Here is a 13,917-nt window from a genome sequence, read left to right on the forward strand (position 1 = left end):
AATTAAGCGGCAAAAATACTCAAACTTATTGGAAATTAAAAAGTTTATTGATTGCTAATTATAGTTCAATATCAAGGAGCGAAAGATGGGGCTTTTTCAGGAGATAGGGATTCCTGCTGTCCGCTATATTTCCCGATTAACAAAAACTACGGCAAAAAAGCCTTGTTTTTTAAATCGGGAGATGCCGCTTCCATCAGGGCTAAAGGAGAGATATTGTGTATTTTTGCAAACAAAATTTCGATTGAAACTCTTTTTATAAATAAAGAAAAATGTTAGTATCGTACTTCTTGTTTTTAAAATCTTAAAATGATACTTATAATTCCTAAATCTAAAATCTAAAATCTAAAATCTAAAACGTATATTTGCCTTTATTTTTAATTTAAGAATGGACAACGATAAAGAAAAAGAGGCTGCAGAGTTTTATGAAAGACTGAAGGTTGAGTTAGATCTTAGTAATTCTTGGCCAGCAGAGTATTTGTTTAAATTTATAGTTCCTACAACCGAGGATAATATCCAAAAAGTGGAAAATGCCTTCAATTGTATGGGAGCCGTAATCAAAACAACAAAATCCAAAACTGGAAAATTTACTAGTGTTTCAGTAGATGTAACTGTAAAAGATTCGCAAGAAATAATAGATAAGTACCAAGAATTATCCACAATAGAAGGTATAGTTTCCTTATAATTATGATCGAAAAATATAAAAAAGAAAACGCGAACGATGTTGTTTTCAATTTGGAATACAATTCCGAAAGAAAGCATTTAATCATTCCGGAGTATGGTCGTCATTTGCAAAAATTGATCGAGCAGGCTACTATTATAGAAGATGATGCAGAACGCAACAAAGCGGCAAAATACATCATTCAGGTAATGGGAAGTTTGAATCCTCACCTGCGTGACGTACCCGATTTTCAGCACAAACTTTGGGATCAGCTTTTCATCATGTCTGATTTTAAGTTAGCAGCCGATTCGCCTTATCCAATTCCTTCAAGAGAAGTATTACAACTCAAACCCGATGTTTTAAAATATCCTCAAAACTACCCAAAATACAGGTATTATGGGAATAACATCAAGTATATGATTGATGTGGCCAACAAATGGGAAGAAGGAGAAATGAAGAGTGCATTGGTCAAAGTAATTGCCAATCACATGAAAAAATCCTATTTGAGTTGGAATAAAGATACCGTAAAAGACGATGTGATTTTCGAACATCTTTATGAATTATCAGATGGGAAGTTGAATTTACTGCAAAGTTCAGAGGAATTATTAAATACCACTGATTTATTAAGAACCAATAAAAGGATTTCTAATAAAATTGGTCCAGCAGGACAACCAAAAATTCAAAGCAACAAGAATAATAAAACCGGTAAACCAAAACCGTTTCAGAAAAAGTAAATAAAACAGAGTTACTAAGAGACTAAGCTGAAAAAAAACTTAGAATCTCAGTGTCTTAGAATCTTAGAATCTAAAAATTAAAACATGGAAGTTTTCAAAATAGAAGGAGGAGTTCATCTAAAAGGGGAAGTAATACCGCAAGGAGCGAAAAACGAAGCATTGCAAATTTTGTGTGCAGTACTTTTAACGCCAGAAAAAATAACAATCAACAATATCCCTGATATTATCGATATTAATAAATTGATAACCCTTTTGGGAAATTTGGGAGTTAAAATAGAAAAACTAGGACATGGTTCTTATACTTTTCAATCCGATGAGGTAAATGTAGGATATCTAGAAACTGAAGCTTTCAAGAAAGAAGGTGGTTCACTTCGTGGTTCCATTATGATTGTTGGGCCGCTTTTGGCACGTTTTGGAAAAGGGTATATCCCAAAACCAGGCGGTGACAAAATTGGACGTAGAAGATTGGATACCCATTTTGAAGGATTCATCAATTTAGGAGCCAAATTCCGATACAACAGAGAAGACCATTTTTATGGAGTTGAAGCTCCAGATGGACTTGTCGGAGCTGATATGTTATTGGATGAAGCATCTGTAACTGGAACTGCCAATATCGTTATGGCCGCAGTTTTGGCCAAAGGAAAAACAACTGTTTACAATGCTGCCTGTGAGCCTTATTTGCAACAACTTTGTAAAATGTTGAACTCTATGGGAGCCAATATTACTGGAGTTGGATCTAATTTATTGACAATTGAAGGAGTTGAAAAACTAGGTGGTTGTGTTCATAGAATTTTACCGGATATGATCGAAATTGGTTCTTGGATTGGTCTTGCGGCTATGACAAGAAGCGAAATTACAATCAAAGATGTAAGCTGGGAAAATTTAGGGGTGATTCCAAGTGTGTTCAGAAAATTAGGAATTACATTAGAAAAAAGAGGAGATGATATTTACATTCCAGAACATAAAGATGGATACGAAGTGAAAACGGATATTGATGGTTCAATTCTTACTATCGCCGATGCACCTTGGCCAGGATTTACACCCGATTTATTGAGCATCATATTAGTAGTTGCTACGCAAGCCAAAGGAGATGTTTTGATTCACCAAAAAATGTTTGAAAGCCGTTTGTTCTTTGTTGACAAATTGATTGATATGGGAGCCAAAATCATGCTGTGTGATCCGCATAGAGCTGTAGTTATAGGTCATGATTTTAAATCCGTTTTAAAAGCAACAACAATGTCTTCTCCTGATATTCGTGCAGGAATCTCATTATTGATTGCAGCACTATCTGCCAAAGGAACCAGCACAATCCAAAATATTGAACAAATTGATAGAGGATACGAGCGCATAGACGAACGTTTAAGAGCAATAGGAGCAAAAATAGTTCGAGAAAAACAATAAGAAATAACAATTTAAAAATCGCTTAAATAAATTTAATTTTCATTCGAAAATAGTTTGTTTAAGCGATTTTTAGCAGAAAAAAGTATGGTGGATAGAATTAACGAACAAAAAGCGATAAAGGCGACTTATTTTAGCATAATTGGAAATACTTCTTTGGCTCTTATAAAAGGGTTAGCTGGCTTTTTCGGAAATTCCTATGCCCTAGTTGCAGATGCAATTGAATCTACAACGGATATTTTTGCTTCACTTTTGGTTTTATTTGGTATAAAATATTCCAGTAGACCGGCAGATGAGAATCATCCATACGGACATGGAAGAGCAGAGCCACTGATTACCTTTTTGGTTGTTGGATTTTTGATTACTTCTGCTACAATCATAGGGTATGAGAGTATTATAAATATTCAAACGCCACACGAATTGCCAAAATCGTGGACGCTTTATATACTTGGTGCCATTATTCTTTGGAAAGAGTATTCGTTTCGATTGGTAATGAAAAGGAGTAAAGAAACCAATAGTTCTTCTCTCAAAGCTGATGCCTGGCATCACAGAAGCGATGCTCTGACTTCGATAGCTGCTTTTATTGGGATTTCGATTGCATTGTTTTTAGGAAAAGGATATGAATCTGCCGATGATTGGGCGGCACTGTTTGCATCAGTTTTCATTTTGTATAATAGTTACCTGATTTTTAGACCTGCACTTGGTGAAATCATGGACGAACATTTGTATGACGATTTGGTTGAAGAAATTAGACAAGTCTCTCATCAAGTGGATGGAATTATCGATACCGAAAAATGTTTTATCCGTAAAGCTGGAATGAAATATCATGTTGATCTTCATGCTAGAGTAAATGGAGATATATCGGTAAAAGAAGGACATGATTTGTCTCATTTACTCAAAGATACTCTTCGGGAGAAAATACCTGAGTTAGGTCATGTTTTAATTCATATTGAACCTAATTAAATAGATTTTAGCTTAAAAGACAAAACCAATACTATTTTAAAAGTATTGGTTTTTTTATTGCTGTTTTGATTTTGAAAATTGAAATACTTAATTTATACAAATTTATTGGCTTGCACTTGCCCGCGTGAGGGATTAAAGTGGAGCTCTTTTTTATCCCGCTTTTTTGCGGGATAAAAAAAGCGGGAACGGAAAGCCCGACCCGTAGTTTCGTCTTTTGGGACGAGACTACAGGTCACGCCCATATGTGAGCTAAACGATTTTTATCTAATCCATGAATTTTATCCCTACGATTACACCTTCATTTTGGAATCCGTTTTGATACGAACGAACATAATCGATTCGGAACATTTTTAATTTTCCAAAGCCCAAGTTGTCCAAGCCTACACTGTACTCTGAATAAGGACTGGTATTGGGTACCGCCAGTAAATGATAGCCCACAACTAAGTTTGATTTTAGCAGGTTTAGCAAAGGGATTTTGTTCATTATAAATCCTCTGTCATTGTGCTCAGTATGGAACTCTAAATAACTGTCATTTGTGCTGTTTGAGTAATAAGGCATTAAATTAAATACATTCAGATAATTTCCGGATAGTCCAACATAGGTTTGATTTCCGTTGAAATGTTGATAATCCATAAAAGCAATATTTTCGGCATTAAAGAATTTTCCAGCTTTAAGGTTTAATCCAAAATCGCCTTTATTTCCAAAAGTATAGTTGTATTTTAATTGTGCATTGATTTGGCTAAATTCATATTTCTTTTCGCTTCCGGCAAATCCTTTCTCAAATCCTAAAAATAAAATAGGATATTTTTTGTTTCTAATATTAAATTTTCCGTCTGGTCTAGAAGCATATTTGTTACCAAAATTTATTTTGGCAGTCAAATTCAATTTTGCCAAACTGTGTTTTTCGAATCCAGGATTAGTATAGTCAATGGGATCTAAGGGATTGTTTGAAAAGTATATATCCTCTTTATTGAAAAAAGAAAAATCGGTTGTGTTGAATAATGGTTTTCGCTGCTCAAAATCGATTTTCCCTTTTAGATAAACTCCGTTTGCTACGTCTTGACCATACTCAATTTCGGCAAACTCTAAATTATATAATTTCATGTAATTGTCCTTGAAAAACAAAGTACTGATGGAATTTATAAATGGACTGATGGGTTCCTCCCGATTAAATTGCTGTACTGTGCTTCCTCCGGCAACTTTTATATTCGCATAATTTTGATTGTTGAATTGGTGCCAATATTTTCCGCTAACACGAAGGCGATCTTCTGAAAATCCATAATTAATTTTTACATCGATGTTGGTTTGGCGTCCTTTTTCTTCCTGCTTCCAGTTGGAATAGGAGAAACCGGTATCAAAATTCCATCCCTGCACTGTATTGAAGCTTAATGAGCTGAGGTCAAGCAAGCCTTTATATCCCAAAGAGAATTTTTTTGAACTGCTTTTGTATGTATAACCAGTAATAGGGTCAAAGAATTTAAACTTGTTTTCTTTCTTATCAATTGAATCCAAGTATTTTGGAGAGTTACGAACTTTGTGAATGCTGTCTTTCCTTACATAATCGGTAATTTCCTCGGTTGTTAAAGGAATGGGTCTGTTTGCGTTCCAGAAAACAGTGTCTTTTTTATTCGAATTTATATCGACTGTCGTAATTTCGTTGGTGAATGTTTTTTTGTCAAAGGAATCAACAAACTCATAATTGTTGTAGACGTAAGTGTACTGTCCGTTGAATTTAATTCCAAATATTCCAGCACTAAATTCAAGACTTTGTGTGTTTTTTGCCCAAATTTTGTTGTTTTTATTGTAGCTGAAGTTTTGCTTCAGCGTCATTACATCAATAACATCTTCCTTCATCCGGTAGCCTTTTATGTCTAAATCTATGGCATAAATAGCCCATGAATCATCTACAATATAAATGTAACCTTCAAAAACAGGTTCTTTATCTCTTTTGGCAATGACTTTTATTTTATTGATCGTTTGACTGTTTTCATCGACAAAAGTGCTTTCCAATTTATACTTATAATAGTTGAATGCATTATCTGCTATTGGCGAAATCATATTGATGCCAAAACGGATAGTATTGTCATAAAAATCATAAAACGAAGATCTTGCGGTATTGTATGCATATCCTTTGTTGTCTCCGCTTACTTTTGAAGCCGTAACAACTTCTTTCAGATTGTTTGGCTTTTCATAGACAATTTTAGAAAATGTTTCAGAGAGCGATATGATTCCAGTTCCAGTAGAATCTAAAGCGCCATTCATGTCGCCTATCTTCTGACCGAATATTTTTTTAGGAGCATTTTTCAGTTTAAAAATTCCTTTCGAATAAAAATCGGCTTTAAAGCGTGATGTTTTGCGGGTATTTTCTTTTTTGCTGGCAATTGCTTTTTTTATGATTGCATTTGCTGGATTATCTTTCGTATGAATTATTACTTCATTAAGTGAAAAGTTTTCTTCAATCATTTTTACATCCAGAGGAGATGCTGATTTTTCAGCTGGAACTTCTATTTTTTGAGTTTTAAAGCCCAAATATTGGAAAACAATTTTATTCTTGCCAGAAGATTTTAAATGTAGCTGATATTTTCCCTGCTCGTTTGTGGTTGTTCCGTTATAGGTGTTCTCTTCAAAAACATTAATCAACGGTAAAGGATTTCCTTTTTCATCTGTGACCGTGCCTTTTATTTGGGCTGTGGCATAAAAGGATAAAAACAATAGAAAGTACAAAAAAGCGTTTTTCATAAATTTTAATTTTTATGTTTGACGCTTTTTTGTAAGTATGTTACGAGAATATTGAGGGAATTCTGTTAAAGTTTATATAAAAATATTACAAAAATGCTTCTATAGCCAAATCATAGCTTTTTAACCCAAAACCTAAAATCACTCCTTTAGCATTTCCAGAAATATAGGATTGATGTCTGAAACTTTCACGTGCATAAGTGTTTGATATGTGAACTTCAATCACTGGCGTTGTAACCGCTTTTATTGCATCTCCAATCCCGACAGAAGTGTGAGTATATGCGCCAGCATTAAGAATTATTCCGTCATAAGTAAATCCCAGTTCCTGTATTTTACCAATTAATTCTCCTTCAATATTGCTTTGATAATAGATTAATTCTAATTGAGGGAATTTGTTTTTTAAAATTTCAAAATAATCTTCAAATGTTTGAGAGCCATAAATTTCAGGTTCTCTTTTTCCCAATAAATTTAAATTCGGACCATTAAGGATGGCTATTTTCATAAGTTTTGTTTTTGTAAAAATAAATAATCCATATAGATTAAAGATGCACTTTTTGTCTAAAAGCTATTATTTTTTCAAATTAAACGGATTGTTGTGTTTTTGTTAGAAAAAAAGTCTCTTTTTGAATTTTGTTAAGTGATTTGTTCTTTTTGTTTTATTATAAGGTGCTTTTGTTAAGTGGTTTATGTTTTTGTTGAATTTTAAAAAATAAAATTTTAGGAGCTTGTTTTAACATTAAATTAAGTTTTATTTGATAAATACTAACTGGTATTTCGTACATTTATAGACGTATTAACAAACAAAATAAAAAAAAAATGAAAAAAATTATTTTATTATTGGTAACAGTTTTTGCTTTTAGTTTTGCAAATGCTCAAGAATCAGGAATGACTAAAGCTACTTTTTCAAAAGGAGATATGTGGCTTGAGGGTGGAATTACTTTGACTACTGGAGACAGCAGTAACGATTATTTTGCGTTAACACCCAAATTTGGTTATTTTTTAGATGAAAAATGGGCTGTAGGTGCTGATTTTAACATCTCATCAGTGTCTTATTTGCCTAACAGTAATAATCTTGACAAATCAAGCTCATACGGTATTGGAGTGTTTGCAAGATATTATTTCTTGAATCTAGGAAATTTCAAGGCATTTGGAGAAGCTGGATTGGGGTACAACCATACAAAATTAGAATATATGAATGGTTCTACTAATATGAATAATGGTATTAAAGCCAATATTGATTTGGGTATCAATTATTTTTTCACACCAAAGTGGGCTGCGACATTTACTTTAGCTGAAATTTTAAGCTATAATAATGCAAACCCTGAAAATGGTTCAAGTACTAGTGACTTAGTGATTAATGTGAATTTATTCAACAATGTTTTTGCTCAACCAAAATTTGGACTATTGTACAAATGGTAATTTGATTATTTTAGTTTATCAAAGCCTCTCAATTCGAGAGGCTTTTTTATATGCAAAAGTTTTTTTAACTAGTAGTTGGCTCAATTTTAAATAGAAAAGGTCTTTAAAATTATTGTAGGTATTAATTAACTTTTATTACTATAATTATTATTAATTTTTCGTTCATTGTAATAAAAGACAATGTTGTTGATTGTCAAAAGATTAGCGTTTTTGTTGGGATAAATATGAAAAATACTGTTATTTTTTTATTAAAGAAAAAAAAATAACAATACATTTGCCGAAAATAACCATTATAATAAAAAAAAATGAAAAAAATTATTTTATCAGCAGTTGCTGTTTTAGCATTTGGATTTACAAATGCACAAGGTGTTAAATTTGGAGTAAAAGCTGCATTAAACGTTTCAACTCTTACAGGAGATGTTGATGATGCATCTTCATTAGTAGGTTTTCAAGTTGGTGGTTTTGCTGAAATTAAAGTTTCTGAAAAATTCGCAGTTCAACCTGAGTTAATGTTTTCTACTCAAGGGTCTGAAAGTGAAGGGGAAAATTTTAATTTAGATTATATTAATATTCCAGTAATGGCCAAATATTATGTAGCTAAATCTTTTAGTGTAGAAGCTGGTCCGCAAATTGGATTTTTAGTGTCAGCAGAATATGAAGGTGAAGATGTTAAAGATTTCGTGAGTTCAACAGATTTTAGCTTCAACTTTGGTGCAGGATATGATTTTACTGAAAATTTATCTGCTGGATTAAGATACAATCTTGGTTTAACAAATGTATATGATGTTGATATTTCTGATGATTCAGTTAAAAACGGTGTTTTCTCTGTATCTTTAGGATATAAATTCTAATATTTTATTAGGAATCAAAATTTAACCTCCCAACTTGGGAGGTTTTTTTTTACCCAAAAAAGTCCTTACTTTGTTGGAATGAAGTGGGAATCGTATTTAAAGAGTTATCAGTCTTATCTTAAGATTGAAAGAGGTTTGTCAAAAAACACCATTGACAATTATTCTTTTGATATTGAGCGGTTATGCTTGTTTTTAAATCAAAATTCAATTCAAGTATCACCTATAGTCATTAATGAGGAAACAGTACAACAATTCATTTATGCAGTTTCCAAAGAAGTAAATCCAAGATCTCAGGCTAGAATAATTTCTGGATTAAAAAGTTTTTTTTCTTATTTAATATTTGAAGATTTTAGAAATGATAATCCTTTAGAATTGATGGAATCTCCCAAAACAGGACGTAAACTACCCGATACTTTGGCAGTCGAGGAAATCGATGCACTTATCTCGGCTATCGATTTGAGTTCGAATGAAGGGGAACGTAACAGAGCTTTATTGGAAACTTTATACGGTTGTGGACTTCGGGTTTCCGAATTGGTTGCCTTAAAAATATCCGATTTGTTTTTTGAAGAAGGATTTATAAAAATTACCGGAAAAGGCAATAAGCAACGTTTTGTTCCAGTTGGAGATTTGACCCAAAAATATATTGGAATTTATAGAAATGAAGTGCGAGTTCATCTTAACATTCAAAAAGGTTTTGAAGATACTTTGTTCTTAAACAGAAGAGGACGCCAATTGACTCGTGCGATGATTTTTACTATTATTAAGGATTTGGCGGTAAAAATAAATTTGAATAAAAAAATAAGTCCCCATACTTTCAGGCATTCTTTTGCTACTCATCTGTTGGAAAACGGTGCCGATTTGCGTTCGATCCAATTAATGCTTGGGCACGAATCGATTACTACAACAGAGATTTATGTTCATTTGGATAGAAAATTTTTAACGGAAGTGATGAATACTTATCATCCAAGAAAGTAATTTCTGTATTAAATATGATTTTTATAACGTTATCTATCTAAGATTTGATATTTTTGTTAATACACTAAGAAGTATCATAAGTTATGATTTTTACAGCCAATAAAACACCAGAAGATTTAAATAAATTATATGAAAGTTTAATTAAACAACTTCCTAATATAATTTTTCAAATACGAATTAATTCTCAAAAACATATAGCTGTTGATTTTTTGAGTAAACCCATTGAGTTTTTAAATGAATTTTCGATAAATGAATTTCTGGAAGATTCATATAAATTATCGAATTATAAAATCTATGAGCCTGATTTTAAAAGTTTTTTGGATTCCTATGAAAAAGCCATTTCAAGCAATGAAAAATGGGAAATTGATTTCAGGCTGCTAATGCCGGAAAGTGGATATAAATGGATTCGTATTGATGCCACACCCAAGAAAAACGATAATGATGAGGTAGTTTTTTATGGATTGATTTCGGACATAACAGTAGTAAAAGAACAAGAGATCCGATTAAAGGTAGCTGATGAAAGATATCATTTTGCAGTACAAGCCTCGGATAGGGGGGTCTGGGATTGGGATTTGATTACGAACAAAGTCTACTATTCCTCAGAATCGATGAAAATTTTGGAACTAACGGAATCAGACCTTGTTGCCGCTCCCGAAGAATGGGACGAAAGAGTGCACCCAGACGACAGGGAAGAATATTACGGAAACATAAACCTGCATTTTGATAATAAAATCCCTTTTTATGAAACCTGCCACCGCGTTATGTGTAACGGTAGATACAAATGGATTTTGGATAGGGGTAAAGTAATAGAAAGAGATGATGATGACAAACCTTTGCGAATCGTAGGTACCCATACCGATATATCTGCTCAAAAGGAAAAAGAAATTGAGCTTGCCAAAATGCTCGAAATTGTAAATACTCAGAATAACAAGTTGCTGAATTTTGCGCATATCGTTTCCCATAATTTAAGGACTCATAGCGGGAATATAAAATCATTATTGGACTTGCATAACGAAGGGCTTTTGTCGGATGTAGATACAATGAGTAATATTAAAATTGTATCGGATGAGTTATTTTCAACTATCGAGAATTTAAATGATTTGGTGAGTATTTATGCAGAGAAAGAAAATGATAAGCAGCAATTGAAGATTAATGGCTTTATTGATAAAGTTCTTGATGTTTTGAATGAGTCAATCAAGCTAAAATCGATTCAGGTTCTTAATTATGTCCCAAATTCCCTAAAAGTAGTGTGTGTTCCTGCCTATTTGGAAAGCATCATGTTGAATTTGGTAACTAATGCGATTAAATATTCAGACCCCAATAAAGACCAGTCCAAAATTATTTTTACCACCGAAGCCAATGATGATTTTGTTGTTTTGAATGTAAAGGATAATGGATTGGGCATTGATCTCGAAAAACACAAAGACTCTATTTTTGGATTGTATAAAACTTTCCACAGAAACAATGATGCGAGAGGAGTTGGTCTATACCTCACCAAAAACCAAATTGAAAATATGGGAGGTAAAATTGAAGTTGAAAGCACTCTTGATTTTGGATCTACTTTTAAAATTTATTTCAAAAAAGAGTAATAGTTTTTGTATAAAAAGACATCTAAATAAAAAACCCAAATTCCAATTGTTGATAAATTGGGATTTGGATTTTTTGGTATTTTACACTCTGTCGCTTTTGCAATAGATTGTCGTTTATTTAGCGATATTCACAGCTCTTGTTTCTCTAATTACGGTAACTTTCACTTGACCTGGATAAGTCATTTCAGTTTGTATTTTTTGAGAAATTTCAAACGATAAATTAGCTGCGTTATCATCAGATACTTTTTCGCTTTCTACAATAACACGAAGTTCTCTACCGGCTTGAATGGCATAAGCATTTTTGACACCGCTGAACCCGTAAGCAACTTCTTCAAGATCTTTTAAACGTTGTATGTAAGAATCCAAAACTTGTCTTCTTGCACCTGGTCTAGCACCCGAAATAGCATCACAAACCTGAATAATAGGAGATAGTAATGATTTCATTTCTATTTCGTCGTGGTGAGCTCCAATTGCATTACAAACTTCTTCTTTCTCACCATATTTTTCAGCCCATTGCATTCCTAACAATGCGTGTGGTAAATCGCTTTCTGCATCTGGTACTTTACCAATATCGTGAAGTAATCCAGCTCTTTTGGCAAGTTTAACATTCAATCCTAATTCGGCAGCCATAATTCCGCAAAGTTTGGAAACTTCACGGGAGTGTTGCAATAAGTTTTGTCCGTATGAAGAACGATATTTCATTCTACCAACTACTTTTATTAACTCTGGGTGTAATCCGTGGATTCCTAAATCTATTACAGTACGTTTACCTACTTCAATGATTTCGTCATCAATTTGTTTAGTTGTTTTGGCAACCACTTCTTCAATACGAGCTGGGTGAATACGTCCGTCTGTAACTAATTTGTGAAGTGCCAAACGAGCAATTTCTCTACGTACCGGATCAAAACAAGAAAGAATAATGGCTTCAGGAGTATCGTCAACAATAATCTCAACTCCAGTTGCAGCTTCAAGAGCTCTGATGTTTCTTCCTTCACGTCCAATAATTCTTCCTTTTACATCATCCGATTCTATGTTGAAAACCGAAACGCAGTTTTCTACGGCTTCTTCGGTACCAACTCTTTGGATAGTGTTGATGATAATTTTTTTGGCTTCCTGCTGTGCGGTCAATTTCGCTTCTTCAATGGTGTCTTGAATATGCGACATTGCTTTGCTTTTAGCTTCTGCTTTTAAGCCTTCAACTAGTTGTTCTTTGGCTTCGTCAGCAGATAATCCAGAGATAACTTCCAGTTGTTGCAATTGGCTTTTGTGCAGTTTGTCTACTTCTATTTGTTTTTTTTCTAAATTTTCAATTTTAGAGGTGTATTCTGCTGTTTTTGCTTCAAAATCATCGTTTACTTTCTTAGCTTTTGATAATTCATTTGAAATCTGTGATTCTTTGTCACGAACTCTTTTTTCTACTTCGGCTACTTTTTTGTCTCTGGCTAGAATTACTTGTTCATGCTCCGATTTTAATTCAATAAATTTTTCTTTTGCTTGAAGAATTTTATCTTTTTTAATGTTTTCGGCTTCAAGATTGGCGTCTTTTAGTATTGAGGCTGCTTCTTTTTTTGCACTTTTAATCAAATTAGAGATGTTGCTTTTTTCGATGATTTTGGCGATGCCAAATCCTGCTGCAATACCCGTAATTCCTGAAATAATTATTGTTAAGATGTCCATGTTTGTTAAAATTTATATATAAAAAAGCCTACATTAGAAGTTGTATAAACTCGAAAAGACAAGTTTTGAGCTAACTCACTGTTCAAGTTTCCTCGCCGAAGCGTGGCATACTATAGTAGTGATGATTTGCTCATTCTAAATTGTTAGTGTTGAGTTTACCAATATGAACTAATGTAGGCAGTATCTTAGTCTTTGTAAAGAACGTTTAATTTTCGAGATATTCGTCTAAAAGCAAATTGATTTTGTTTAATCTTTCAATGGTTTCGTCACCATTTATGGTATTATCAATCTGTTTTTGTTCTGCTTGAGATGCAAATTGTAAAGCGCACATGGCCAATACATCTTGTTTATCCCGCACAGCATAATTTTCTTCAAACTGCTTAATCATTGCATCAATTTTCTTAGAAGCACTTCTTAATCCTTCTTCCTGAGAGAAATCTACCGTTAACGGGTAAACTCTGTCAGCAATTGATATTTTAATTTTAAGCTTTTCGTCCATATTTTTTACTAGTCTGATAGCTGAGCTATACAGTAATCAATTTCACGAATTATTGAATTTATTTTAAGCTTTGTATCTCTTTTATTGTCGTCACTGCCTAATAATGCATTGGCTATTTTGAGTGTTTCTAATTGTGTTTTTAATGCTTCAATCTCTTTGGACTGATTTTGTATCAACACTGCAGCGTTCTTTAACTCTATATGTAATTCTTGATTGTTTTTTTCTAAACTTTTTATTTTTAAAAAAAGTTTTCCAATCTTATTTTCAAGAGTATCAATTATTTCTGCAATCACACTCATTATAATTCCTATTCATTACTTAATCTTACAAAGTTAGTATTCCTTTTTATTATTGCAATATTTTATCGCTTTTTTTACACTAAATTAATCAATTATTTAAAAATCAGATTATTGTGTTT

General features: G+C 32.8%; 14 protein-coding genes. 9 read left to right on the plus strand and 5 right to left on the minus strand.

Annotated features, from left to right (window positions below):
- Positions 1 to 51 precede the first annotated feature (51 nt).
- The 5 genes from B0E44_RS12505 (at position 52) to B0E44_RS12525 (ending at position 3,753) form a co-directional block, all read left to right on the plus strand.
- Positions 52 to 276: a hypothetical protein gene (locus B0E44_RS12505; protein ID WP_077375559.1), complete on the plus strand. Its 225-nt coding sequence runs from the start codon at positions 52 to 54 to the stop codon at positions 274 to 276.
- Positions 277 to 385: 109 nt separating this feature from the next.
- On the plus strand, positions 386 to 682 hold the full coding sequence (locus B0E44_RS12510) for a DUF493 family protein (protein ID WP_077375562.1): 297 nt from the start codon (positions 386 to 388) through the stop codon (positions 680 to 682).
- A gap of 2 nt (positions 683 to 684) precedes the next feature.
- Entirely contained in the window at positions 685 to 1,392 is a 708-nt protein-coding gene (locus B0E44_RS12515) for a DUF4290 domain-containing protein (protein WP_077375565.1), read from the plus strand.
- An 84-nt stretch (positions 1,393 to 1,476) separates the two neighbouring features.
- A complete protein-coding gene (gene murA / locus B0E44_RS12520; protein WP_077375568.1) occupies positions 1,477 to 2,793 on the plus strand; it encodes a UDP-N-acetylglucosamine 1-carboxyvinyltransferase in 1,317 nt (438 codons plus the stop codon).
- Positions 2,794 to 2,877: 84 nt separating this feature from the next.
- Positions 2,878 to 3,753 carry a cation diffusion facilitator family transporter gene (locus B0E44_RS12525; protein ID WP_077375571.1) on the plus strand — a complete coding sequence of 292 codons (876 nt, stop codon included), beginning with the start codon at positions 2,878 to 2,880 and terminating at the stop codon, positions 3,751 to 3,753.
- Between the two features lie 264 nt (positions 3,754 to 4,017).
- Here B0E44_RS12525 and B0E44_RS12530 read toward each other — a convergent pair whose 3' ends face one another.
- Entirely contained in the window at positions 4,018 to 6,492 is a 2,475-nt protein-coding gene (locus B0E44_RS12530) for a DUF5686 and carboxypeptidase regulatory-like domain-containing protein (protein ID WP_077375574.1), read from the minus strand.
- Between the two features lie 85 nt (positions 6,493 to 6,577).
- Entirely contained in the window at positions 6,578 to 6,991 is a 414-nt protein-coding gene (gene aroQ / locus B0E44_RS12535) for a type II 3-dehydroquinate dehydratase (RefSeq protein WP_077375577.1), read from the minus strand.
- Between the two features lie 314 nt (positions 6,992 to 7,305).
- Between aroQ and B0E44_RS12540 the strand changes: the two genes are divergently transcribed.
- The 4 genes from B0E44_RS12540 to B0E44_RS12555 all read left to right on the plus strand — a co-directional run bounded on the left by B0E44_RS12540 (position 7,306) and on the right by B0E44_RS12555 (position 11,323).
- Positions 7,306 to 7,908, plus strand: a complete 603-nt coding sequence (locus B0E44_RS12540; RefSeq protein WP_077375580.1) for an outer membrane beta-barrel protein — start codon at positions 7,306 to 7,308, stop codon at positions 7,906 to 7,908.
- Between the two features lie 305 nt (positions 7,909 to 8,213).
- Positions 8,214 to 8,759, plus strand: coding sequence for a porin family protein (locus tag B0E44_RS12545; RefSeq protein WP_077375583.1), 546 nt, complete (start codon positions 8,214 to 8,216; stop codon positions 8,757 to 8,759).
- A gap of 78 nt (positions 8,760 to 8,837) precedes the next feature.
- Positions 8,838 to 9,734 carry a site-specific tyrosine recombinase/integron integrase gene (gene xerA, locus B0E44_RS12550; RefSeq protein WP_077375586.1) on the plus strand — a complete coding sequence of 299 codons (897 nt, stop codon included), beginning with the start codon at positions 8,838 to 8,840 and terminating at the stop codon, positions 9,732 to 9,734.
- Between the two features lie 83 nt (positions 9,735 to 9,817).
- Positions 9,818 to 11,323, plus strand: coding sequence for a PAS domain-containing protein (locus B0E44_RS12555; protein ID WP_077375589.1), 1,506 nt, complete (start codon positions 9,818 to 9,820; stop codon positions 11,321 to 11,323).
- A 114-nt stretch (positions 11,324 to 11,437) separates the two neighbouring features.
- On the opposite strand, the gene rny is transcribed toward B0E44_RS12555, so the two are convergent.
- From rny to B0E44_RS12570, 3 genes are all read right to left on the minus strand, one after another.
- On the minus strand, positions 11,438 to 13,000 hold the full coding sequence (gene rny, locus B0E44_RS12560) for a ribonuclease Y (RefSeq protein WP_077375592.1): 1,563 nt from the start codon (positions 12,998 to 13,000) through the stop codon (positions 11,438 to 11,440).
- A gap of 205 nt (positions 13,001 to 13,205) precedes the next feature.
- A complete protein-coding gene (locus tag B0E44_RS12565) occupies positions 13,206 to 13,499 on the minus strand; it encodes a cell division protein ZapA (protein WP_077375595.1) in 294 nt (97 codons plus the stop codon).
- A gap of 8 nt (positions 13,500 to 13,507) precedes the next feature.
- Entirely contained in the window at positions 13,508 to 13,798 is a 291-nt protein-coding gene (locus B0E44_RS12570) for a hypothetical protein (protein ID WP_077375599.1), read from the minus strand.
- Positions 13,799 to 13,917 lie beyond the last annotated feature (119 nt).

The sequence above is a fragment of the Flavobacterium sp. A45 genome, from assembly GCF_002001005.1.
GTDB lineage: Bacteria > Bacteroidota > Bacteroidia > Flavobacteriales > Flavobacteriaceae > Flavobacterium.